Below are 23599 nucleotides of genomic sequence, written 5' to 3' on the forward strand. Positions count from 1 at the left end.
GCACCTATGATTGGTCTTTCGCCGCAGGGCGATGGGGTGAAACGATATGGGGCGAGGGCGGGACCTCTGGACGCGCAATCGCATGCAACACGCGCGATCACGTCATGATTTGCGACGCAGCGAAACCGGTTTGCGACTCGCGTTTCGATGCAGCCCTGCCGGTGTCGGTTTCGCCGGAAAAGAGGGCGGAAATGGTCCGCCTCCACCGTTCGAATTTGCCTCGAAACTGGGCATCCGCGGCCATCTCAGATGTCCTTGACCAATCGCAGCGCGTCGTAGATCGCGGCGTGGGTGTTGCGGGCACTGACCGCGTCGCCGATGCGGAACAGCTGGAAGGTGCCGCTTTCATTGCGCGTCACGTCCTGCGGCTGGCCCGCGATCAGCGCGTCGTGATCGACCGCGCCGCCATTCGACGACAGCGGCCTCAGCTCGAAATAGAGATCATCCAGCGGCATGGTGCCGTAGTTCACCACGATCTGATCATAGGTCTTTTCGCTCGTGTGATCGCTGTAATCGGTGCCGATGGTCGCCCTGAGCCGATTGCCGTCGCGCTGCACGTCCTTGAGGCGGCGGGTGACGGTGAAGGTGACATCCTTGTCCTGCAGCGCGCGCATGTAGGGCACGAGGTTCATCGCCATGACATCGGGCGCAAAGGTCCGGTCGGGGGTCATCACCTCGACGCTGCTGCCCGCGCTGGCGGCCACTTCGGCGGCCATGAGGGCAGGGTGATCGCCGCTTTCATCGTAGATCAGGATGCTTTGCGCCGGTTTCACGTCGCCCGCGATCATGTCCCAAGACGACACGACCAGCGGGTTTTCGCGGCCCTGCTCGAAGAGTTCGGTATTGGGCAGACCGCCGGTGGCGACGATCACCACATCCGGATCAAGAGCGGTCACGTCCGCGGCCTCGGCCCAGGTGTTGAAGCGGAAATCCACGTCGCGCGCGGCACATTGGGCCATGCGCCAGTCGATGATCCCGATCATCTCGCGGCGGCGGGGGTTCTGCGATGTCAGCCGGATTTGCCCGCCGGGATCGGGCTGCGCCTCGAACACCGTCACATCATGGCCGCGCTCTGCCGCAACGCGCGCCGCCTCCAGCCCGGCAGGACCGGCCCCCACGATCACCACCTTCCGGCGCGTTTCGGCGGGCGTGATCTCGTGCGGCATGGTCAGTTCGCGGCCCGTGGCGGCGTTGTGGATGCACAGCGCCTCTCCGGCGGCATAGATGCGATCAAGGCAGTAGGTCGCGCCGACGCAGGGGCGGATGTCATCCTCGCGCCCCTCGATGATCTTTTTCACTATATGCGGGTCGGCCATGTGGGCGCGGGTCATGCCCACCATGTCCAGCAGTCCCGCCTGCACCGCGTGGCGCGCGGTGGCGACATCGGGGATGCGTGCTGCGTGGAACGTGGGCATGCCGGTCGCGGCACGCACCGCGCCCGCGAAATCCAGATGCGGCGCGCTTTTCATGCCCTGCACCGGGATCACGTCGGTCATCGCCGGATCGGTGTGGATGCGGCCCCGGATCACGTTGAGGAAATCCACCATCCCGGTTGCCGCCAGACGTTTCGAGATCTCGATCCCTTCGTCGGGGGTGATCCCGCCCGCCTCGGCCTCGTCGGCGGTGTAGCGCAGGCCGACGATGAAATCGTTCCCCACACGTTTGCGGATGCCTGCCAGCACATCCATCAGAAGCTGCATCCGGCTCTCCAGCGTCTGACCGCCATAAGGCCCGTGCAGATCATTGGTCAGCGGTGACCAGAACTGATCAAGCAGGTGGCCGTAGACCTGCAATTCGATCCCGTCCATGCCGCCTTCCTTCATCCGCTCGGTGGCATCGGCGAAATCGGTGATGATGCGTTCGATGTCCCAATCCTCAGCGAGTTTGGGAAAGGCGCGGTGCGCGGGTTCGCGGTGTTTGGACGACGACACCGAGGGCAGCCAGTTGCCCTTGTTCCACGTCGTGCGGCGGCCCAGATGCGTCAGCTGGATCATCACCGCGCAGCCATGATCGTGGCAGGCATCGGTCAATTGACGGATGAACGGCACCACCTCGTCGGTGTAGGCGAGGATGTTGTTGAACACCGGCGGGCTGTCCTTGGACACCGCAGCCGATCCCGCCGTCATCGCCAGCGCGACACCGGCCTTGGCGCGTTCGGCGTGATAGGCGGCATAACGCGCCTTGGGCATCCCGTCTTCGGGATAGGCAGGCTCGTGGCTGGTGGTCATGATGCGGTTGCGCAGCGTCAGGTGCTTGAGCTGATAGGGCTGCAGTAGGGGATCGTTGGACATGGGGGGCTCCGCGAGGTTTGACGCAGCGTTGACGTAAATGTTCACACCTGTCAAGTTTGTGTTCAGCCCTGACCATTTTCCTTGTCGGGTCAGGATTTCCTGCCTATGCAGGCCTCATGGCAGAGGCAGTGGACATCGACGGCAAGACAAGGGGCTGGCGCGGTTCGCGCGAGGTCTGGCTGGCTGCGGCCCGCGAGGCATTTCTGGACTCGGGCATCGAGGCCGTGAAGATCCAGCCGCTCGCCAGCCGTCTGGGCCTGTCGCGCACCAGCTTCTACTGGTTCTTCGCGGATCGCGACGCGGTGCTGCAGGCGCTACTGGACGATTGGGACGAGACCAACACGAAGCGGCTGGTTCAGGCGTCCGAGGCGTTTGCGGAAACAATCACCGAGGCGGCGCTGAACGTGATCGGGGTGTTCCTGCCCGGTGGCGGGTTTGAACCCAAGCTCGACCTTGCGATCCGCGGCTGGGCGCATCAGTCCGACGCGGTCGCCGCAACGGTCAACGCCGCCGACGACCTGCGACTGTCCGCGATACGGGCGATGTTCGAACGCTTCGGCTATCCCGCCGACGAAGGTGATGTCCGGGCACGCACGATGTACCTCGTGCAGATCGGCTATATCTCGATGCAGGTGCAGGAAGACCTGTCGCTGCGGCTGACGCGGATTCCCAACTACGTCAAGACCTTTACCGGCCAAAGCGCAAGCGTCCGCGAGCTCGACAGGTTTCACGCACGCGTCGTGGGTGCTGCGTAAGTCGCATTGACGGAAAAGGCGGGTCTTCCGGCCAGGCTTTCCAGGCTGCGCGATGGTGGCAAGGCCCGGCAACCGCAGTCCTGAGGAGTCTTGGCTGTGGCGATTTGATCGGAGATGGTTTCACCTTCGTCCTTCACGCCAATTTTTTGTGCACGAAGAATAACCTATCAAAGACAGTAGGTTATGGCGCGATCTTGACGTGGTTTCGCTGTGTAAAGCGATCTCGTTTCACCTCGGGTCCGCATGGAGGTTGACAGATTAGCTGAAACCAAAGCACGATTGGTTTCAGCCAATCCTGAATTCCTCTTGGAGCCGCATGATACAGGACCGTCCCAAAGACACGCAGGAAACACCCGAGGCCGACCGCGTGCTTCAGGCGATCCGTCAGATCGTGAGCGAAGGGCGTCTGCCGTCTGACGGGCGACTGCCGACCGAGCGCCATCTTGCCGCCGAACTGGGTGCGGGGCGCGCTTCGGTTCGGCGCGCGCTCGACCGGCTCGAGGCCGAAGGGCTGATCTGGCGCAGGCAGGGCAAGGGCACCTTTGCCGGCCAGCCGCCCGATCCGACCGAGGAACTGGCCGCGCAGATCGCCTCGGATGTCGATCCGCTGTCGGCAATGGAGGCACGGCTTTGCATCGAACCGGCGTTGGCCGATCTTTGCGCTCGCCGTGCGACGGGTGAGGATGTCGTGCGCCTGCGGAAACTGGCCGAGCGCACGCACGATGCGGACGATTCGGATTCGGCCGAGCTTTGGGACGGTGCGCTGCACCGCGCCATCGCGCGGATCGCGGGCAACCGGCTGATGCTGACCGCGTTCACCCTGATCGACGAGGTGCGCATGGGCGAGGACTGGCAGGAAAAGCGCCACCGCGCCCGCACGCCGCAAACCCGCGCCTTTTACGACGCGCAGCACCAGAAAATCATCGACGCCATAGACGCCCGCGATGGTGCTGCAGCGGCACGCGCCATGCGCGAGCATCTTGAAACGCTGTTCGACAACCTGCGCAAATCCATGGAGCGCAGGACATGAGCGGGCAGGGTCCGCTTTTGCAGGTCGAAGGGCTGACGATCCGTGTCGCCAATGCGCCGCAACCGCTGGTCGATGACGTGAGCTTTGCGCTGAACCCCGGCGAAACGCTCTGCATCGTGGGCGAGTCGGGCTGCGGCAAGAGCCTCACCGCGCTGGCGCTGATGGGGCTGCTGGAGGGCACGCCTTTGCGGATCGAAGGCGGCACGGCACAGTTTCAGGACACCGACCTGCTGTCTGCTCCGCGCGAAACGCTGCGTGCCCTGCGCGGCGACAGGATCGCGATGATCTTCCAGGAGCCGATGACCTCGCTCAACCCGGCGCTGCGGATCGGTGACCAGATCGCCGAGGCCGTCTGCGAACATCGTGGCGTGTCGCGCGAGGCGGGCCGGGCACGCGCGCTCGAGATGCTGGAACGGGTGCGCATTCCGGCAGCGGCCAAGCGGCTGGACGAGTTTCCGCACCAGCTTTCCGGCGGGATGCGGCAGCGGGTGATGATCGCCATGGCGCTGGCCAATGACCCGGCGCTGCTGGTTGCGGACGAGCCGACCACCGCGCTGGATGTGACGATACAGGCGCAGATCCTCGACCTGATGCGAAATCTCGGGCAGGAGACGGGCGCTGCGATGATCATGATCACGCATGATTTGGGCGTTGTGGCCGAAATGGCCGATGCCGTCGCCGTCATGTATGCCGGGCGCATCGTCGAGGCGGGCAGTACGGCGCAGATTTTCGACGACCCGCAGCACCCCTACACGCTTGGCCTGATGTCTTCCATGCCGTCGCTCACCGGTCGATCCGAACGGCTGGTCACCATTCCCGGAACGGTTCCCAGTGCGCTCGACATGCCGGTGGGGTGCAGATTTGCCGCACGTTGCCCTTTTGCCACGGCAGATTGCGCCAAGGCACCACCACTGACGGATCTGGGCGGCGGGCACCGCGTCGCCTGCTGGCACGCACCTCTCGAGGCGGCGGAACCCGTGCCAGCGCGGGTGACGGCATGAGCGCGATCCTCACCGCACGGGGCCTGACGCGCCGCTTCACCATGCGCAAGCCGCTGTTCGGCGCGGCGACGGTGGTGCAGGCGGTCAGCGGCATTGATCTTGATATCGAAGAGGGCGAGACCTTTGCCATCGTCGGAGAGAGCGGTTGCGGCAAGTCCACATTGGCGCGGCTGCTGTCGCACCTGATCGCGCCCTCCGAAGGCACCGTCACCTATGACGGGCGTGACATTTCAGCATTGAGCGGGGCCGAGCTGCGGGCGCTGCGCCAGCACATGCAATTCATCTTTCAGGATCCGTTCTCGTCGCTCAATCCGCGCATGACCGTGGGGGCTCTCATCGGTGAGCCGTTGCGCATCCACCGCATCGGCACGGCGGCAGAACAGCGCGCGGCTGTGGCAGAGCTCCTGCGCAAGGTGGGGCTGCGGCCCGAACATGCCGACCGCTATCCGCACGAGTTTTCCGGCGGTCAGCGCCAGCGCATCGGCATTGCCCGTGCTCTGGCCACGAAACCGAAGATCATCATCGGGGACGAACCGGTTTCCGCCCTCGACGTGTCCATTCAGGCGCAGGTGGTCAACATCCTCGAAGACCTCAAGGCCGAGTTCGGCCTGACGCTCATCATCATCGCGCATGATCTGGCCGTGATCCGCCATATCGCGGATCGGGTGGCGGTGATGTATCTGGGCGAAATTGTCGAACTTGCCCCGGCGGCCGAGCTTTTTGCAGCACCCAAGCACCCCTACACAGAGGCGCTGCTTTCCGCGATCCCGATTCCGGCGACCGGTGCACGGCGCTTGCGCACGACGCTGGAGGGGGATCCGCCCAACCCCATCGCGCCGCCGCCCGGCTGCCGATTCCACACCCGTTGCCCGCATGCGCAGGACCGGTGCCGCACGGAACGCCCGGTTTTGCGCGATGTAGCGGCGCAACACGGCGTTGCCTGCCATTTCGCCGACACGCTGTCCTTGCCGGGGATCGAGACCACCGAAAAGCCCCGCTCTGCCGCCACGCAGGCGCGCTTTGCCCGTTACAGTCAGGCCCGCGCTGCCATGGACGCCGAGGCCGAACGATGAACGACATGCCGACCCATAATAAAAGATACGACAACCAACAGAGGAGTAATCCAATGAACATCTTCAAGACACTGGGCCTTGCGGCGATCCTCGCCGCCACAAGTGGTCTGGTCCACGCGCAGGACCTGCGCATCGGGCTTCAGGAAGACCCCGACGTTCTGGACCCGGACCAGTCGCGGACCTTCGTGGGGCGCATCGTCTACGCCTCGCTCTGCGACAAGCTGGTGGACATCACCCCGCAGCTCGAGATCATCCCGATGCTTGCGACCGGCTGGGAGTGGAGCGCGGACGGAACCGAGCTGACCATGACCCTGCGGGATGATGTGGTGTTCCACGACGGCGAGCCGTTCAACGCCGACGCCGTGGCCTACAACCTCGACCGCTCCAAGAATTTCGAACTGAGCCGCCGCAAGTCCGAAGTCTCCTCGGTCGAAAGCTGGGAGGTCGTGGACGACAGCACGATCCGCATCAAGCTGGCCGCGCCCGATGCGACGCTCATGGCGCAGTTGGCCGACCGCGCCGGCATGATGGTGTCGCCCAAGGCCGCCACCGAAGCGGGCGAGGCGTTCGGCCTGAACCCGGTCTGCGCCGGTCCTTTCACGTTCAAGGAGCGCATCCAGCAGGACCGCATCGTGCTTGAGAAGTTTGCCGACTATTACCGTGCGGACGAGATCTTGGTCGACAGCGTGACCTTCCTTCCCATCCCCGACACCACCGTGCGGCTTGCCAACCTGCGTGCGGGTGATCTGGACATGCTGGAACGTCTGGCCGCGACGGACGCGCCTTCGGTCATGGCTGATGACGGGCTGACGATGGAAAAGGCCACCTCGCTTGGCTATCAGGGCATCACGATCAACGTGGGCAATGGCGACCGCGCGAACACGCCCCTCGGGCAGGACAGCCGCGTTCGTCGGGCCCTGTCGCTTTCCATTGACCGCGCAGCACTGAACCAGGTGGTGTTCGAAGGTGCCTTTGCCGCGGGCAGCCAGCCCTATCCGCCGGATTCGCCGTGGTTCAACAGCGCCTTCCCGGTGCCCGAGCGCGATGTCGATGCCGCCAAGGCGCTGCTGGCCGAGGCCGGTCTTGCGGATGGCGTCGATATCGAGGTGCAGGTCGCCAACAACCCGGTGCAGACCCAGGTGATGCAGGTCGTGCAGGCCATGGCCGCCGAGGCGGGGATCAACATCTCGCTGACCGCCAAGGAGTTTGCAACGCTCCTCGAAGAGCAGACGGCGGGCAACTACACGGCAAGCCAGGTCGGCTGGTCGGGCCGCGTCGACCCAGACGGCAACATTCACCAGTTCATGACAACGGATGGCGGAATCAACGACTCCAAGTATTCCAACCCCGAGGTCGATACGCTGCTGAACGAGGCGCGTCTGTCCAACGACACCGCTGATCGCAAGGCAAAGTATGACGCCGCGCTGGCCATCCTTCAGGAGGACAGCCCCATCGTCTATCTCTACCACCAGGTGTGGATCTGGGCGCTGGACGACTCGGTGCAGGGCTTCGTGCCCTATCCCGACGGCATGATCCGCCTGTTCGGCGTGTCCAAGACCGAGTGACGCCTTCCGCCGTCCCGGGACATTCCCGGGGCGGCGCCTGCCTTGGGGGAACGCCATGCTCGCTTTCATCGGACGCCGGATCCTCATCGCGATCCCGACCGTCATCATCATCTCGATCTTCGTTTTCGCCCTCCAGCACATGCTGCCGGGCGACCCCATCCTCGTGATGGCCGGGGAAGAACGCGATCCTGCCGTGATCGAGGCGCTGCGCGAGAAGTACCGCATGAACGATCCGATCCCGGTGCAGTATCTTGCATGGGCGGGTGCCGCGCTGCAGGGCGATCTGGGGATCTCCCTGCGCACGCAGCAGCCCGTTCTGGAGCTGATCGGGCAGAAGCTGCCGGTGACCATTCAGCTTGCCGTGATGGCGCTGATCATCGCCATCCTGATCGGCATTCCCGCCGGGGTGCTGTCGGCCTACAAGAAGGGCACCTGGATCGACTGGCTGGCCAATATCGTTGCGTTGTCGGGCCTCTCGGTGCCGAATTTCTGGCTTGGCATCATGCTGATCCTGCTGGTGTCGGTCAAACTCGGCTGGCTGCCAGCCTCGGGGTATCAGCCACTGTCCGAGGATCCGATCCAGTCGATCAAGGTCATGCTGATGCCCGCCTTCGTGCTGGGCACGGGCATCGCCGCCACGTTGATGCGGCACACCCGGTCCGCCATGCTGTCGGTCCTGAAATCCGATTACGTGCGCACCGCCCGCGCCAAGGGGTTGCGGGAACGCGTGGTGCTGGTCAAGCACGCGCTGCGCAACGCGCTGGTGCCGGTGGTGACCGTCATCACGCTGCTTTTCGGCGAATTGCTGGCCGGAGCGGTCCTGACCGAACAGATTTTCACAATTCCGGGCTTTGGCAAGCTGGTTGTGGATGCCGTTTTCAACCGTGATTACGCGGTGGTGCAGGGCATCGTCCTGTGCACCGGGATCGCCTTTATCGCGATGAACATTCTGGCCGACGCCGCCTACCGCGTCCTGAACCCGAGGATGTCCGACCAATGACCGCTGTCGTCGATCCCAAGGTGGTGGCCGACCCGCTGCCACCCCGCCGAAGCAACCGCGCCTGGGAAAAGTTCCGCCGCAATCCCTCGGCGCTGTTGGGCGGAGCTGTCGTGGCCTTCTTCCTCATCGTGGCGCTGCTGGCACCGGTTCTGCCGGTGCCCGGACCCGCCGATACGGATTGGTCCGCCGTGCGCAAGGCGCCGTCGGCCGCGCATCCGTTCGGCACCGACGAGATCGGCCGCGATGTGCTGTCGCGCATGATCTGGGGCGCGCAGGCGTCGTTGCTTGCCGGCGTGGTTTCGGTGGCGATCGCGGTGCTGCTGGGTGTGCCGCTGGGGATGCTCGCGGGCTACCTGCGGGGCTGGACCGATGCCGTGATCTCGCGCTTCACCGAGGCGCTGCTGGCTGCACCCTTCCTGATCCTCGCCATTGCCCTGGCTGCCTTTCTCGGGCCATCGCTGCAGAACGCGATGATCGCGATCGGCCTCTCGGCCATGCCGATCTTCATCCGGCTGGCCCGCGCGCAGACGCTGAGCGTGATGACCGAGGATTACGTGGAAAGCGCCCGCGCCGTGGGCATCGGGCATCTTGGCCTGATCGGGCGCTACATCCTGCCCAACATCCTGCCGCCGATCATCGTGCAATCGACGCTGACCATCGCCACCGCGATCATCGCGGAGGCATCGCTGAGCTTTCTCGGTCTCGGTCAGCAACCGCCCGCGCCAAGCTGGGGCGCGATGCTGAACATCGCCAAGAATTTTCTCGAACAGGCGCCCTGGATGGCGCTTTATCCCGGCATCGCGATCTTTCTCGTGGTGCTTGGCTTCAACCTGCTGGGCGACGGGCTGCGCGATGCGCTCGACCCGCGCGATACATAAGACAAAGGGACAACGATGCAGTTTACCACCAGACCCGAGATCAAGGGCACCTTCGGCGTCGTCGCCTCGACCCACTGGATCGCCTCCGCCGTGGGGATGAAGATCCTCGAAGCGGGGGGCAGTGCTGCGGATGCCGCCGCCGCCATGGGCTTTGCCCTGCACGTGGTCGAGCCGCACCTGAACGGTCCGCTGGGTGACATGCCGCTCTTGTGGCGCGGCTCCGGCGATGACACGCCGCAGGTTCTTTGCGGGCAGGCGCCGGCACCGGCGGGGGCGACCATCGCGCATTACCGCGCCGAGGGGCTGGACTCCGTGCCGGGCTCGGGCCTGCTGGCCACCGTCATTCCCGGTGCCTTCGGGGCCTGGATGGCGCTGCTGCGGGATCATGGCCGCCTGCCGCTGCGCGCGATCCTTGAACCTGCGATCTACTACGCCCGCAATGGTCATCCGGTGCTGCCGCGGGTTGCGGCGACGATCGACGGGCTGTCGGACTTTTTCCGCGACGAATGGCCGACCTCCGCCGCCACATGGATGCCGGGTGACCGCGCGCCCAAGGCGTGGTCGCTGATGCGCAATCCCGAACTGGCCGACACCTGGGAGCGTTTGCTCTCCGAGGCCGAGGCCGCAACAGGCCGCGCTGCGCAGATCGAGGCGGCGCGCCATGTGTTTTATGAAGGCTTCATTGCCGAGGCCATCGACACATGGATGCGCGAGGCCTGCGTCATGGATGCCTCGGGCGCGCGCCACAAAGGTGTGCTGACCGGGCAAGACATGGCAGGCTGGCACGCCACATGGGAAACACCGCTGTCGGTCGATTACGAGGGCTGGACCGTCTGGAAGGCGGGCATGTGGAGCCAGGGGCCGAGCCTCTTGCAGGCGCTGCGCCTTCTGGACGGGTCGGGCATCGCCGATATGGACAGCCGTGGCGCCGATTTCGTCCATACCGTGACCGAGGCGATGAAGCTCGCCTTTGCCGACCGCGAGGCCTATTACGGCGATCCGCTGCACAACGCGGTCCCGACCGACACGCTGCTGTCGCGGGCCTATGCCGACACGCGCCGCGCCTTGCTGGGTCCGAACGCGTCGCTCGACCAGCGGCCGGGCCGGATCGACGGGTTCGCCCATCAGGCTGACGCCGCCATCGCCCGCGCCAGGGCAAGCCAGGAAGCATCCGGCGGCGGTGTCGGGGCAGGGGAGCCGACAATGGCGCACCTGTCCGAAAAACGCGGCGATACGGTGCATATCGACGTTATCGACCAATGGGGCAATTCCGTCTCGGCCACGCCCTCGGGCGGCTGGTTGCAAAGCTCTCCGGTGGTTCCCGGCCTTGGCATGCCGCTCAATTCGCGGGCGCAGATGTTCTGGCTGGACGAGGGCTTGCCCACATCGCTGGCTCCGGGGCGCCGTCCGCGTACGACGCTGTCACCCTCGATGGCGCAGGCCCCCGACGGCACGCGCCACGCCTTCGGCACGCCGGGCGGCGACCAGCAGGACCAGTGGCAGCTGATGCTGTTCCTGCGGTTCGTGCATTCCGGCCTGAACCTGCAGGAGGCGATTGACGCGCCACTTTTCAACACCGCGCATTTCCAGGGCTCGTTCGACCCGCGCCCCGTGCGCCCGGGCCACCTCATGGTGGAACCGGCCTTTGGCGAGGCGGTGATCGCCGACCTGCGCGCGCGCGGTCATGACCTCGAGGTCGCCGAGCCGTGGACCGTGGGCCGTCTGACCGCCGCCTGCCGCACACCGGACGGGATGCTCAAGGCCGCGGCGACTCCGCGCCTGATGCAGGCCTACGCTGTCGGACGCTGAGGAGAGACCATGACCTATTCGATCTGCGCCCATGACGAGACCACCGGAGAGATGGGCGTCGCCGTCGCCAGCCGCTTCTTCGCGGTGGGGATGCTGGTCCCGCATATCCGCGCAGGGCGAGGCGCCGTCGCCACGCAGGCTTTCGTCAACCCGCTCTGGGGGATCGAGGCCGCCGACCGCCTTGCCGCCGGATATGCGCCCGAGGATGTGGTTGCAGCGCTCGTTGCCGCCGACAAGGGGCACGCGAACCGGCAGCTTCACATGGTGGACGCGCAGGGCCGCGCCGCCGCACACACTGGCGCGGAGTGCGTCGACTGGTGCGGGCATTTGGCGGCACAGGGCGTCTCGGTGGCTGGCAACATGCTGGCTGGCGAAGCGGTGATTGCCGACACGCTGGCCTGCTATCTCGACCGCGCCGACCTGCCCTTGGCCGAGCGGCTGATGACCGCGATGGAGGCGGGCGAGGCGGCAGGCGGAGACAAGCGCGGCACGCAATCGGCGACCCTGATCGTGCATCGTGACCAGCCCTACCCCTGGCTCGACCTGCGCGCCGACGATCACCCCGATCCGCTGGCCGAACTGCGCAGGCTCCATGATGTCGCCCACGAGCGCTTTTCCATTGTCGCCAAGGCGCTGCCAACGCTTCAGAACCCGCATGGCTGGCTCGAACGGGGCAGCATCGACCGAGAAATACGCGAAGCTGATGACCGCCGCATCGCAGAGGGCCGCGAAAGCCGCAGCTTCGGCACGCCGCTTTGACCCTGTACTTCGCTAAATTGCCTCCAAAAAAAGAAGGCCCCGCAAATTGCGAGGCCTTTCTTTTCCCTATCAACCAGGGATTTTTGGCTCCGGCGGTAGGGATCGAACCTACGACCAATTGATTAACAGTCAACTGCTCTACCGCTGAGCTACGCCGGAACACGAGGCGGGGTTTAGCAACAGTGGTGCACCGCGTCCAGAGGCTTTTGTGAAAAAAATGCAAAGGTCGTCATGTCAGGGCGAATTGTACATCCGCGCCAAGCGGACCCATCGGTGCGACGCGAATTTTTCCATTTAGATCAATGAGATGGGCAAGCACATTGCGGGTGGCGGCGGGCAGGAGCGCGGGTGGTGTGTCGGTGTAGATGCGCGCGGCGAGGGTGGCGCTGGTGGCAGGGCCGGACTGCAGCGCATCGAGCACCGCGGCTTCGCGGGACAAGCGGTGCGTGATCAGCCAGTCGAGCCGTGCGGCAGGGTTGGGGATCGGTGCACCGTGGCCGGAATGGAGCACCGACCACTCCGTGCTGCGCAGCCGCGCGCAGGAGGCCATGAAGTCGGTCAAGTCGCCATCCGGGGGTGACACCAGCGAACTGGCCCAGCCCATCACCAGGTCACCGCAGAAAAGGGCATCGTTCCACGCAAAGCTCAGGTGATTGCCGAAATGGCCGGGGGTGTGAATCGCCCGCAGGCTCCAGCCTGTGCCGCTGACCGTATCGCCGTCAGCCAGCCGGATGTCCGGCATGAACGCGGCATCCACACCTTCGCCGCCACCCATCAGACCACTTGCGGCAAGCTGCTGCATCACGGCGCTGCGCCCGCCAAAGGCATCCGAGAACGCGTAGACCGGCGCGTCGACACGCTCTGACAAGGCACGGGCCAGCGGCGAATGATCGACATGGGCATGGGTGACAAGGATCGCGGATACCCGATCTGCGCCAATGGCTTGCAGGAGGGCGTTCAGGTGCTCTGCCTTTTCCGGGCCGGGGTCGATCACGGCCAGATCCCCGTCCCCCAGAAGATAGGTGTTGGTGCCGCGAAACGTCATCGGCGACGGGTTCGGGGCCAGCACGCGACGCAGACCGGGGGCCAGTGTCTCGGCGTGTCCGGGGATGGGGTGGAAATCGCGTTGCGGGTCCTGCATCATGCGGGCAACAGCATCAGCGCGGACGCAAAATTGCAATCCCCGACGCGCGGGGACGTTCCGTTTCCTGCCGCGCTGGAGTAGCGTGGGTGCATGACATTCGACTGGCTCAAACGCTACATGCCGCGCGGACTATACGGGCGTGCCGCCCTGATCCTGCTTTTGCCGGTGGTGGCGCTGCAACTTGTGGTGTCTGTCGTGTTTGTTCAGCGCCATTTCGAGGGCGTGACCCAACAGATGAGCCGCGAGGTCGCGCGCCAGATCAATGCGACGCTTGCTCCCGAAGCGGCGGATGATCCGGGTCTGGCCGACGCGCTGAGTCTTGATTTCCTGCCCACATCTGCCGGCATGATGCCCGATCGCGACCTGCGGCGCTGGTACGATTTTTCGGGTCTCGCGGTGATCCGCACCCTGCGGGACCATGTGAGCGGATTCGAGCGGGCGCATCTGGTCGATGACTGGACGGTGCTGATCTGGGTGCAACCCGAAGGCCAACCCCTGACACTGATCGAATTTACCCGCGAACGCGCCTCTGCGTCGAACCCGCACCAATTGCTGGTCAACATGGTGGTGTTCGGCGCGCTGCTGACGGTGATCGCCTATTTCTACCTGCGCAACCAGTTGCGGCCGATCACCCGTCTGGCCCGCGCCGCCGAGGCGTTTGGCCGAGGGCGCAACGTGCCCTATTCGCCCTCGGGCGCGGTCGAGGTACGGGCCGCCGGGCATGCGTTTCTGGACATGCGCGCGCGGATCGAACGGCAGATCGAACAGCGCACGATGATGCTGTCGGGAATCAGCCATGACCTGCGCACGCCGCTGACCCGGTTGCGGCTGGCGGTGTCGATGCTGACCGATGACGACCGAGACGCGCTTGAACGCGATATCGACGACATGCAAAAGCTGATCGACGCCTTCCTCGATTTCGCGCGCGGCAATGCCGACAGCGGTCAGCCCGAACCGACCGAGATTCCCGATTTCGTGCAGACCGTCGTCGATGACTGCGCGCGGGGCGGCACACCCGTGCGGCTTGTCGAGAGTGCCGGGGCAGGGAAGGTCATGCTGCGCCAGACTGCGATGCGCCGGGCGATCGAGAACCTGATCGGCAATGCGGAACGCTACGGGTCGCGCTGCGAGGTGTCAGTGGTTCTGACCGATAAATCCCTGCGCATCCGGATCGAGGATGACGGCCCCGGCATCGCCACCGACCAGCGCGATGCGGCCCTGCGCCCGTTTGTGCGGCTTGATCCGGCGCGCAATCAGGACAAGGGGTCCGGTGTCGGGCTGGGGCTGGCCATCGCAGCCGACATCGCGCGGGCGCATGGCGGAGTGTTGCGTCTGGGCGAAAGTGACACGATGGGAGGCCTGCGCGCGGATATCGTCGTGGCCCGCTGAATGGCGTCATTGCACCTGTCTACGACTTTGGTAGCGCGTAAAGTTTGGGCAATCCGCACAAAAAAAGTTGAAAAGGGTGCCCTTCTTCTGGAATACAATGGAATACCGAAACGCTCTTGGCATGTGCCAAGCCCTGACGAGACGAGCACAGGACGACCCGGAATGCCGGCATACCAATATGTTCACGATGTCATGCTGCGCGATTGCGAACCATCAGGCATTGTTTTCCTGCCCCGATATTTCGACATGGTGCACACCGTCATCGAGAATTGGCTCGACGAGGCGTTGGACTGGCCGATCAGCCAGATCCTTGGCAGCGACGGGCTGACCATGCCCTTCGTGAACATCAATGCGGAGTTTCCGGCACCCAGCCGTCTTGGGGATCGACTGACATGGCGGCTGTCGGTGCGCGAATTGCGGCGCAGCAGCCTGTGGATCGAGTTGTCCGCCACAACGGGTGCGGAACGCCGGGTTACCATCACAGGCACGCTTGTGCTGTCCGAGGCGATCGCCCTGCGCACCCGGCGCTGGCCTGACCCGATAGCCGAGCGGATCAAGGAGTACCTTGTCGCGGCCGAGGCGAAATCCGGCAAGCAAGTCGCGGAATAGCGTCTAGACCGCGATCCTGCGCGCGGCGGCGTGCAGGAATTCGATGAGCTTGGTGCGGTCCAGCGGTTTGAGCAACAGGTCGATCTCGAGCCGCTTGGTTTCCTGCCGCAATTGCACCGACCGTTCCGCGGACACGATGGCGCAGGGCAGGCGGCCCAACCGGCGCATCAATTCTTCGTAAAGCTCGGTGCCAGACAGGCCTTCGCCCAGTTGGTAATCCAGCAACAGCGCATCCGGCGTGATCTGCAGATCCTCCATCAGCTCCAGCGCGCTTTCGGCGGTTTCGCTTTCGATCACGCTGACGCCCCAGCTTTCGATCAGGATCGACATGGCGCGGCGCAATTGCGGATCGTTTTCCACCAGCAATATGATCAGCCCGGACTTGAGCAGGCTCATCGCCGAAGCGTTGCGCGATTTCACCGGCAGGTTCGGCTGCGCCTGCCGCGCGAGGGGCACGTTCAGCATGAAACACGATCCGCGCCCAAGTTCGGACCACAGGCCCAGCGGATGGCCCAGCCGCGCACAGGCGCGTTCTACGATGGCAAGGCCGAGGCCCAGCCCGTCATTGTTGCTGGCTTTGGTGTCGAGACGGCGGAATTCCTCGAAGATCAGGTTCTGGTTCTCTTCGGCAATCCCCGGCCCGGTGTCCCAGACCTCGATCCGAACCGAATCGCCATTGCGCCGCGCACCCACAACGACGCGGCCCGTATCGGTATAGCGGATGGCATTGGTCAGCAGGTTCTGCACGATGCGGCGCAGGTAGGAAGGGTCAGAGTCCACCGCAAGCGAACTGTCGATGATCCGCAGCACCAACCCCTTGCGGGCGGCCAGCATCTCCATCTCGTCACGCAGCGGATCGAAGATTTCGCGCAGGGCCACCGCGCGGATGTCGAAACTCAGCCCGTCGGTTTCCAGCTTGGAGATGTTCAGCAGCGCGTCAATGATCTGTTCCGCTGCGCCCAATGCGGTCTCCGCCTTGGCGAGCACCGCCTGTTCGTTGGGGGTGTCGATCTTGTCCGAAAGTGACGCCATGAACAGCTTGGCTGCCGACAAAGGCTGCAACAGGTCATGGCTCGCCGCCGCGACAAAGCGTGATTTCGACGCGTTTGCCCGTTCCGCGGCGCTCAGCGCGTCTTCGAGTTCAAGCGTGCGCTCCATCACCCGCTGTTCGAGGATCTCGTTCAATTCATACAGCTTTTGCGCGGCTTCGCGTTCCGCCGTCACATCGGTGCAGGAGATCACGAAGCCCCGGTCCGGCATTGCCCGCCCGAAGATGTGCAGCACGATGCTGTCGCCGCGTTGCACCTCGAACGACACCGGCTGGCGCAGCCCGTCGGACGTGGCCCAGCGCCGGAACGACGCGCGGTCGATGCCGCGGGTGAACTGGAATGTGTCATCCAGATCGTCCAGCAACCCGGTAAAGGACGCGCCGATCCGCAAGCGCCGTGCGGGCATGGACAGCAGGCTGCCCAGCTTCTGGTTCCAGCCCACCAGCCGCGCGTTTTCGTCAAAAATGCACACACCCTGGTTCAGGTGGTCCAGCGTCGCACGGATCATCCGCGTCTGCTTGTCCCGCAGCTTGGCCTGTTCCTGCCGCTCGACGCGCATGATGTCGGTGATGTCGGTCTGCAACACCACGGTGCCACCATTCGCGGTGCGGTGTTCGGACACCTGCAGCCAACGGTCATGGATCAGCTGCACGTTGAACATCACCCGCCGATCCTTGTGACGCTGGCGACGCATCTTGGCCCATGTGTTGCGGTCCTGATGGTCGGGCAGGTGCAGATAGGCCGACCGGCTGACCCGGTCCACGTAGCTGTCAAAGGCCAGACCGGGTTTCAGGTCATCCGCCGTATCCCGGAAGTCGCGGCAAAAGCGCGAATTGCACATGACGAGGTCATCATTGGGATCGAACAGCGCGAAGCCCTCGGAAATGGTCTCGATTGCATCGGCAAGGTTGCGCCGCGCCGCTTCGGTCTCCTGATTGGCGCGGGCCAGTTGTGTATTGGCGTCATGCAGCAGGTCCAGTGTGCTTTCCAGTTCCAGCGTACGTTCGCGCACCCTCTTTTCCAGAAGCGCCGCGCGTTCGAACTGGGCATAGGCCGCTCCAGAGTGGGTGGTGCCGTATTCGACGCGGCGCATCAGGCTGTCGGCGATCTTGAGCAGCTTCTCGTTTTGCCGTTCCAGGCTGTCGCTGGGATCAATCAGGGACACGGGTCGCCTCGTCGTTGGAAGGGGGATAGATGGCCACACCCGTCAGGGTCTGGTTCACGTGCAGCCCGCCGATCTGTTCGCCATAGGTGGAAAACCCCACGACGTGATGCGCGCTCAGCACGTCGGACACTGCGCGGGATTTCTGCAGGCGTCCGGCCTCGATCCGGCGCAGGATGCAATCGCAGCCAAGGATGAACTCGGGCTTTTCGTGCCGCGCAAGGTCGCGCAGCCCGGCATCCAGATGCGCCACGATGTCGTCATGGTCGGCCAGCGTCAGAACCATGCCCTCGTTGATGGCGGAAAAGAACACCAGATCGTGGTTTTCCCTGACCTGCCGAATGGCGCGCACGTGATGTACGTCGCCCAGCCGCACCACCACCGGATGTTCGGCAAAGGTGAACTGGTCCAACTGTTCCGGGTCCAGCCCCAGCAGCCGCGCATATTCCAGCGCTGCGGGTTCTGCGTTGATCTCGTGCACGATCCGGTCCTCGGGAGAGGCGGCGGTGACGACCATCCGCTGCTCCGTGGGCACAAGGTGGTCAAGGCTGAACACCCGCACAGGGCGGTCGCACCGCACCACCACGACGATGGCGGCGTTCTGCATGACCGTGCCGTTGCGCGCGAGCCATGTCTGGCCGAACCGCGTGCCGTCACCGGACGAGCCCCCGAAGAGCGGAGTCGGCCCAAGCCCGGCGGACAGGAAGGCGGTCAGTTGTTCCTCGCGCAGGCTCAGCCCGTCGACCATCAGGAAAGCAAATTCCGAATTCCACCCGGGTGTTTTCTGGGTCAGGGACAACCGCGCCTCGATCAACGTGTCGGCGATCGGTTGTTCCTCGATCTTGTCAAGATCTTCAATGGCATAGGTGAGGATCTTGAAGTGATCTCTGCGAAAGCCAACGGCGATGATCTGGTCTTCCTCGTAGCCCGCGCGACCGATCTCGCCTGCCGTGGTACACGCCAGAACATCCGAGCCACCAAACAGGTGGGACGTTTCGGCCACCAGTCCTGCGAAATCCGCCTCCGGCGACACAAACAGGCAGACAAGCTCGAAAGGTCCCGGTCCGAGCTGTCTGACTATCTGGTCTGCAGAGTTGGGGTCATCACAGCGCACCTGCGCAACTGCTATCACCTCCATGGCGGTCTCGGAACGTACGGCCTCAGGAAAAACCCTGCATCCTTCCACTCTCTGGTTCCCAAGCGTTGGCTATCCCCGATGATACGAGGATCAGAGGTCGCTTGGCAAGACACGGTTGAAGCGGGCCTCCTGGGCGATCAGCACAGCCTGCGTCCGGCTGTGGACGCCCAGCTTGCGCATGATCGCCGTGACATGCGCCTTGACCGTGGTTTCCGCGATCGACAGGTCAAAGGCGATCTGCTTGTTCAGCTTGCCCTCGCAGATCAGGTTCAGGATGCGCGCCTGCTGGTTGGTCAACAGCGCCAGCCGGGACAGCGCGTCTTCGGGTGCGTCGCGGGTGCTGTCCTGCCCATGCGGGTCAATGTAGCCATCGGGCACGAAGGACTGTCCCTCTCGCACCGTGTCGAACGCCTTGCGGAACACCGCGCGCTGCGAATGCTTGGGCACAAAGCCATTGGCCCCGGCCTTGAGCGCGTGACAGATCATCCGGTTGTCGGCCATCGACGACACGATCAGGATGGTCGTTTTCGGTGCCGCCGTGCGCAGCCGCACCAGCCCGTCGAGGCCATTGACGTCCGGCAGGTTCAGATCGAGCAGGATCAGGTCGAACTCCGTATTCGTACCCACCGTGTCCAGCGCGGCATCCATGGTGCCCACCGTCTGGATCTCGGCAAAATTGGCAATGGAGCGGAGTGTGAGCATCAGCGCGTCGCAGAACAAGGGATGGTCATCCACCACCAGCGCGGTCAGTTCTGTTGTTGGAATGTCTCGCATTGCTCTGCTCATTTCTGTCGCCTGTGCGGCAGACGCGGCGACCGTCTGCCTGTCCCTCCAGACTAGGAGGCTAAATCCGCGCCGTCACTTGCCGAAAGGTCTCATACGGCGCGGAAGCCTGTTATCGCTCGGGCAAGAGCCCCCTCGGGTTCAGACGCAGCACCAGCAGCAGGATCAGCCCCATGGTCAGCAGCCGCATGTGCTGCACGCTGTCCATAAGATGATCCTTGAGCCAAGAGCCATCCGCCATGCCCGCCGTGATCCCGGTCATCAGCAACTGTCCCATCGGTTCGACCTGCACCCAAAGGAACCATATCAGGAACCCGCCCAGCACCGCGCCAAGGTTGTTGCCAGACCCGCCGACGATCACCATCACCCAGATCAGGAACGTATACCGCAGCGGCTGGTAACTGCCCGGCGTCAACTGGCCGTCCAGTGTTGTCATCATGGCACCCGCCACTCCGCAGATGGCCGAACCAAGCACGAAGACCTGCAGATGCCGCCCGGTGACGTCCTTGCCCATGGCCCGCGCCGCCGTCTCGTTGTCGCGGATCGCCCGCATCATCCGGCCCCAGGGGCTGTTCAGCGCAAGCTGCGACAGCACCAGAAGCACGATCAGGACAGCGGCGAACAGCAGCCCGTATTCGATCTTGACATAGATCGTCGACGCGGTGGTCGCATCCAGCCCGAAGCCTGCTGCCCGTTCGACAAAGGCGGGATCGTTCTGCAGATCGACCTCGTAAGGTACGGGACGGGGCAGACCGATGACGTTTTTCACGCCCCGCGCCATCCAGTCCTCGTTCTTGAGGATGGCAATGATGATCTCGGCAATGCCCAGCGTGGCGATGGCCAGGTAGTCCGACCGCAGGCCCAGTGCCGTCTTGCCGATCACATAGGCCGCCCCTGCCGCCAGCACGCCGCCCACGGGCCAGGCCAGCAGCACCGGCAGGCCCAATCCACCCAGGTAGCCTGCCAGCGCCGGATCAACCGCCTCGACGGCCTCGACGGCCGGGTCCAGGACCATGCGGTAGATCACCATCCCGATCAGCAGCACCGCCGCTGTGGCCCAACCCCGCAGCTTGCCCGACACGCGTGACCAGACCAGAACCGCCGCCACGATGGTCGCGGCCCCCAGCACCAACCCCAACAGGATGTTGCCGCCCCCGGCCTGCCAGGCCGCGCCCACCGGCGGCATCGAAATCAGCACGACCGCCAACCCGCCCAGCGCGACGAAGCCCATCACGCCCACATTGAACAGCCCCGCGAGACCCCATTGCAGGTTCACGCCCAGTGCCATCACCGCAGAGATCAGCCCCATGTTCAGAATGAGCAGCGCCGAGTTCCAGCTTTGCAGAAACCCGGTCCCGATGATCAGCCCGGCCACTGCGGCAAACATAAGAACGGTTCTCATATCGATTTCCCTCGGAAAAGGCCGGTTGGTCGGAACAGGAGCACGATCACGAGGATCACGAAGCTGACCGCAAACTTGTATTCCGTGCTCAGGATCTGCACCAAACCCTCGGGTTCAAGGGCAGGGGGCATCAGGTAGACCAGCACCTTTTTCCAGGCATAGGTGATCCCGACCTCGGAAAACGCGATCACGAACCCGCCCGCGATGGCGCCCAGCGGATTGCCAAGACCTCCGACAATGGCGGCCGCGAAGATCGGCAGCAGAAGCTGGAAATAGGTGAACGCCTTGAACGACTTGTCCAACCCGTAAAGCACCCCGGCGACGGTCGCCAGGGACGCCACGATCAGCCATGTCACCAGCACCACGCGTTCGGGGTTGATGCCCGACAAGAGCGCCAGATCCTCGTTGTCGGAAAAGGCGCGCATGGATTTGCCGGTGCGCGTCTTGTTCAGGAACCAGAACAGCGCCGCCACCACGATCACCGCCGTCACCACCGTGATCACCTGCGTCGTGCGCAGCGCCAATCCTTCCTCGAGCCCCGTCATGTCCCGGAACGTGCGCGCCGAGATCACAAACCGCTCGCCATCGGCAAAGCGGTAATCGTCCGGCCCGATGATGATGCGCGTGAGGCCGTTATAGATGAACATCACCCCCATCGACACGATCACCAGGATCACAGGCTTGGCCTTTTGCGCCCGGTAGAACTTGTAGACATAGCGGTCGGTCAAGAGCACCAGTGCCGTTGCGCCCAGAATGCCGATCGGGATTGCCAGCAACGCGGTGGGCAGCGGCCCCAGGCTGACGCCCATCGCCTGCAGCCCCCAGGTGGTCAGCACCGCGAACATGGTCCCCACCGCCATCGTGTCGCCATGGGCAAAGTTGGAAAACCGCAGGATGCCGTAGATCAGCGTGACCCCAAGCGCGCCAAGCGCCAACTGGCTGCCATAGGCAATCGCCGGGATCAGCACGAAATTGGCCAGCGCCACAAATCCGTTCAACAGGTCCATCAGGCGGTGCCTTCCTTGATCATCCGAAGCGTCCCCTGCTTCTTCTTTTTACAAATATGCAAATCCATCATCTCCCTCCCGCGCGCCGCTTGGCAAAGGCGTAGGCCGGGCATCTGCCCGGCACCCCCGTCACCCACCGAGGAACGACCGGCGCACATCCGGGTTCGCCAAAAGGTCTTTCCCGGTGCCGGAATAGCCATTGGCACCCTGCACCAGAACATATCCTTTGTCTGCAATTTCAAGCGCTTGTCGCGCGTTCTGCTCCACCATCAGGATCGAGATGCCGGTCCGCGCCACTTCGATGATGCGGTCGAACAGCTCGTCCATGACGATGGGCGACACGCCCGCCGTGGGCTCGTCCAGCATCAGCACCTTCGGCTGGGTCATCAGTGCACGGCCCACGGCGACCTGCTGGCGCTGCCCACCCGACAATTCGCCCGCCGGCTGATGGCGCTTTTCGCGCAGGATCGGGAAGAGGTCGTAGACCTGCTCCATCGTGGTGCGGAAATCGTCGTTGCGGATGAACGCGCCCATCTCGAGGTTCTCCTCGACCGTCATCGACGTGAAGATGTTCGACGTCTGCGGCACGAACCCCATGCCGTGACGCACGCGCGCCTGCGGTGTCAGTGCGCTGATGTCCTGACCGTCGAGCAACACGCGGCCTTCGCGCAGGTCGAGCATGCCGAATACCGCCTTCATCGCCGTCGATTTGCCCGCGCCGTTGGGTCCGACGATCACCGCGATCTCGCCACGTTCAACCGCGATGGTGCAACCATGCAGGATGTCCGGGCCGGACTTGCCATAGCCGCCGGTCATGTTCTCACCGATCAGGAACGGTCCTTCATGGCCCGGCATCGGACGCTCCTGCGTTCCCGAGGCGGTCAAACTGCCTTGCCCGTGCGGGTTGGTGATCGAGGCGTCGGTGTTGCCCCGGTCGTCCTGATAGGGGTTCCCGCTCATAACACAGCGTCCTTGTTCTTGAGCCCGGTGCCCAGATAGGCTTCGATCACGCGCTCATCGGCCTTGATCTCGTCGATCGTGCCTTTTGAAAGCACCTTGCCCTCGGCCATGACGATGACCGGATCGCACAGCCGCCCGATGAAATCCATGTCATGCTCGATCATGCAGAACGTGTAGCCGCGTTCGGTGTTGAGCCGGATGATCGCGTCGCCGATGGTGTTCAGAAGCGTGCGGTTCACACCCGCGCCGACCTCGTCCAGAAACACGATCCGCGCATCCACCATCATGGTGCGTCCCAGCTCCAAAAGCTTTTTCTGACCACCCGAGACCTGTCCCGCCTTGTGGTCGGCCAGATGTTCGATGGTCAGGAATTCCAGCACCTCGTCCGCCTTGGCGCGTAGTGCGCGTTCCTCGTCTGCGATGCGCTTGCGCCCGAACCACGTGTTCCAGAGCATTTCGCCGGTCTGGTCGCCGGGCACCATCATCAGGTTCTCGCGGCAGGTCATGGACGCAAACTCGTGCGCGATCTGGAAGGTACGCAGCAGCCCCTTGTGAAACAGCTGGTGCGGCGGCAGGCCGGTGATGTCTTCGCCCGCCATGAAGACCTGCCCCGAAGTTGGTGGAAGAACGCCCGCCACAACGTTGAAAAGAGTTGTCTTTCCTGCGCCGTTAGGGCCAACAAGCCCAGTGATGGAGCCTGTCTCGATCTCGAGAGTGGCGCCATCAACAGCGTGGAAACCGCCGAAATGGCGGTGAAGGTTTTTCACCTCGATCATCGTTCAATCCCTGTGGCGG

20 protein-coding genes and 1 tRNA gene are annotated in these 23599 nt (G+C 64.1%); 11 read left to right on the top strand and 10 right to left on the bottom strand.

Annotation, left to right across the window (positions count from 1 at the left end; genetic code table 11):
• Positions 1-245: 245 nt before the first annotated feature.
• Positions 246-2291 carry an NADH:flavin oxidoreductase gene (locus IEV82_RS06710; protein ID WP_188481207.1) on the bottom strand — a complete coding sequence of 682 codons (2046 nt, stop codon included), beginning with the start codon at positions 2289-2291 and terminating at the stop codon, positions 246-248.
• Positions 2292-2407: 116 nt separating this feature from the next.
• Between IEV82_RS06710 and IEV82_RS06715 the strand changes: the two genes are divergently transcribed.
• The 9 genes from IEV82_RS06715 to IEV82_RS06755 all read left to right on the top strand — a co-directional run bounded on the left by IEV82_RS06715 (position 2408) and on the right by IEV82_RS06755 (position 12161).
• Positions 2408-3046, top strand: coding sequence for a TetR/AcrR family transcriptional regulator (locus IEV82_RS06715; protein ID WP_188481209.1), 639 nt, complete (start codon positions 2408-2410; stop codon positions 3044-3046).
• A gap of 316 nt (positions 3047-3362) precedes the next feature.
• The gene (locus tag IEV82_RS06720; RefSeq protein WP_188481210.1) at positions 3363-4076 is read left to right on the top strand and encodes a FadR/GntR family transcriptional regulator; all 714 of its coding nucleotides are present in this window, start codon (positions 3363-3365) and stop codon (positions 4074-4076) included.
• Positions 4073-5077 carry an ABC transporter ATP-binding protein gene (locus tag IEV82_RS06725; RefSeq protein WP_188481212.1) on the top strand — a complete coding sequence of 335 codons (1005 nt, stop codon included), beginning with the start codon at positions 4073-4075 and terminating at the stop codon, positions 5075-5077. Before IEV82_RS06720 ends, IEV82_RS06725 begins: the two co-directional genes overlap by 4 nt.
• Positions 5074-6150: an ABC transporter ATP-binding protein gene (locus IEV82_RS06730; protein ID WP_188481214.1), complete on the top strand. Its 1077-nt coding sequence runs from the start codon at positions 5074-5076 to the stop codon at positions 6148-6150. Before IEV82_RS06725 ends, IEV82_RS06730 begins: the two co-directional genes overlap by 4 nt.
• A gap of 53 nt (positions 6151-6203) precedes the next feature.
• A complete protein-coding gene (locus IEV82_RS06735; RefSeq protein ID WP_188481216.1) occupies positions 6204-7715 on the top strand; it encodes an ABC transporter substrate-binding protein in 1512 nt (503 codons plus the stop codon).
• Positions 7716-7770: 55 nt separating this feature from the next.
• Positions 7771-8715 carry an ABC transporter permease gene (locus tag IEV82_RS06740; RefSeq protein ID WP_188481218.1) on the top strand — a complete coding sequence of 315 codons (945 nt, stop codon included), beginning with the start codon at positions 7771-7773 and terminating at the stop codon, positions 8713-8715.
• On the top strand, positions 8712-9593 hold the full coding sequence (locus IEV82_RS06745; protein ID WP_188481220.1) for an ABC transporter permease: 882 nt from the start codon (positions 8712-8714) through the stop codon (positions 9591-9593). Before IEV82_RS06740 ends, IEV82_RS06745 begins: the two co-directional genes overlap by 4 nt.
• Before the next feature lie 15 nt (positions 9594-9608).
• Positions 9609-11402, top strand: coding sequence for a gamma-glutamyltransferase family protein (locus IEV82_RS06750; protein WP_188481222.1), 1794 nt, complete (start codon positions 9609-9611; stop codon positions 11400-11402).
• A 9-nt stretch (positions 11403-11411) separates the two neighbouring features.
• Complete coding sequence (locus IEV82_RS06755) at positions 11412-12161, top strand: DUF1028 domain-containing protein (RefSeq protein ID WP_188481224.1); 750 nt, start codon at positions 11412-11414, stop codon at positions 12159-12161.
• Positions 12162-12245: 84 nt separating this feature from the next.
• On the opposite strand, the gene IEV82_RS06760 is transcribed toward IEV82_RS06755, so the two are convergent.
• A tRNA-Asn gene (locus tag IEV82_RS06760) sits at positions 12246-12320 on the bottom strand.
• A 70-nt stretch (positions 12321-12390) separates the two neighbouring features.
• Positions 12391-13302 (bottom strand): MBL fold metallo-hydrolase, encoded by a 912-nt coding sequence (locus tag IEV82_RS06765; RefSeq protein WP_188481427.1) that lies wholly within the window; start codon positions 13300-13302, stop codon positions 12391-12393.
• A 93-nt stretch (positions 13303-13395) separates the two neighbouring features.
• Here IEV82_RS06765 and IEV82_RS06770 point away from each other — a divergent pair, with 93 nt between their 5' ends.
• Both IEV82_RS06770 and IEV82_RS06775 read left to right on the top strand, forming a co-directional pair.
• Positions 13396-14694, top strand: coding sequence for an ATP-binding protein (locus tag IEV82_RS06770; protein ID WP_188481226.1), 1299 nt, complete (start codon positions 13396-13398; stop codon positions 14692-14694).
• 162 nt (positions 14695-14856) lie between these two features.
• A complete protein-coding gene (locus tag IEV82_RS06775; protein WP_188481228.1) occupies positions 14857-15303 on the top strand; it encodes an acyl-CoA thioesterase in 447 nt (148 codons plus the stop codon).
• Between the two features lie 3 nt (positions 15304-15306).
• Here IEV82_RS06775 and IEV82_RS06780 read toward each other — a convergent pair whose 3' ends face one another.
• The 7 genes from IEV82_RS06780 to IEV82_RS06810 all read right to left on the bottom strand — a co-directional run bounded on the left by IEV82_RS06780 (position 15307) and on the right by IEV82_RS06810 (position 23580).
• Entirely contained in the window at positions 15307-17517 is a 2211-nt protein-coding gene (locus IEV82_RS06780) for a PAS domain-containing hybrid sensor histidine kinase/response regulator (protein ID WP_229747702.1), read from the bottom strand.
• The gene (locus IEV82_RS06785; protein ID WP_188481230.1) at positions 17504-18652 is read right to left on the bottom strand and encodes an FIST N-terminal domain-containing protein; all 1149 of its coding nucleotides are present in this window, start codon (positions 18650-18652) and stop codon (positions 17504-17506) included. The genes IEV82_RS06780 and IEV82_RS06785 overlap by 14 nt, the downstream gene beginning before the upstream one ends.
• Before the next feature lie 90 nt (positions 18653-18742).
• Entirely contained in the window at positions 18743-19426 is a 684-nt protein-coding gene (locus IEV82_RS06790) for a response regulator (protein ID WP_188481429.1), read from the bottom strand.
• Positions 19427-19547: 121 nt separating this feature from the next.
• Positions 19548-20837: a branched-chain amino acid ABC transporter permease gene (locus IEV82_RS06795; RefSeq protein ID WP_188481232.1), complete on the bottom strand. Its 1290-nt coding sequence runs from the start codon at positions 20835-20837 to the stop codon at positions 19548-19550.
• Positions 20834-21844: a branched-chain amino acid ABC transporter permease gene (locus IEV82_RS06800; protein ID WP_188481234.1), complete on the bottom strand. Its 1011-nt coding sequence runs from the start codon at positions 21842-21844 to the stop codon at positions 20834-20836. Before IEV82_RS06800 ends, IEV82_RS06795 begins: the two co-directional genes overlap by 4 nt.
• 129 nt (positions 21845-21973) lie before the next feature.
• The gene (locus IEV82_RS06805) at positions 21974-22804 is read right to left on the bottom strand and encodes an ABC transporter ATP-binding protein (RefSeq protein ID WP_188481236.1); all 831 of its coding nucleotides are present in this window, start codon (positions 22802-22804) and stop codon (positions 21974-21976) included.
• Positions 22801-23580: an ABC transporter ATP-binding protein gene (locus tag IEV82_RS06810; RefSeq protein WP_188481238.1), complete on the bottom strand. Its 780-nt coding sequence runs from the start codon at positions 23578-23580 to the stop codon at positions 22801-22803. The genes IEV82_RS06805 and IEV82_RS06810 overlap by 4 nt, the downstream gene beginning before the upstream one ends.
• Between the last annotated feature and the right edge of the window lie 19 nt (positions 23581-23599).

This window comes from Marivita lacus (genome assembly GCF_014637725.1).
Lineage (GTDB): Bacteria > Pseudomonadota > Alphaproteobacteria > Rhodobacterales > Rhodobacteraceae > Marivita > Marivita lacus.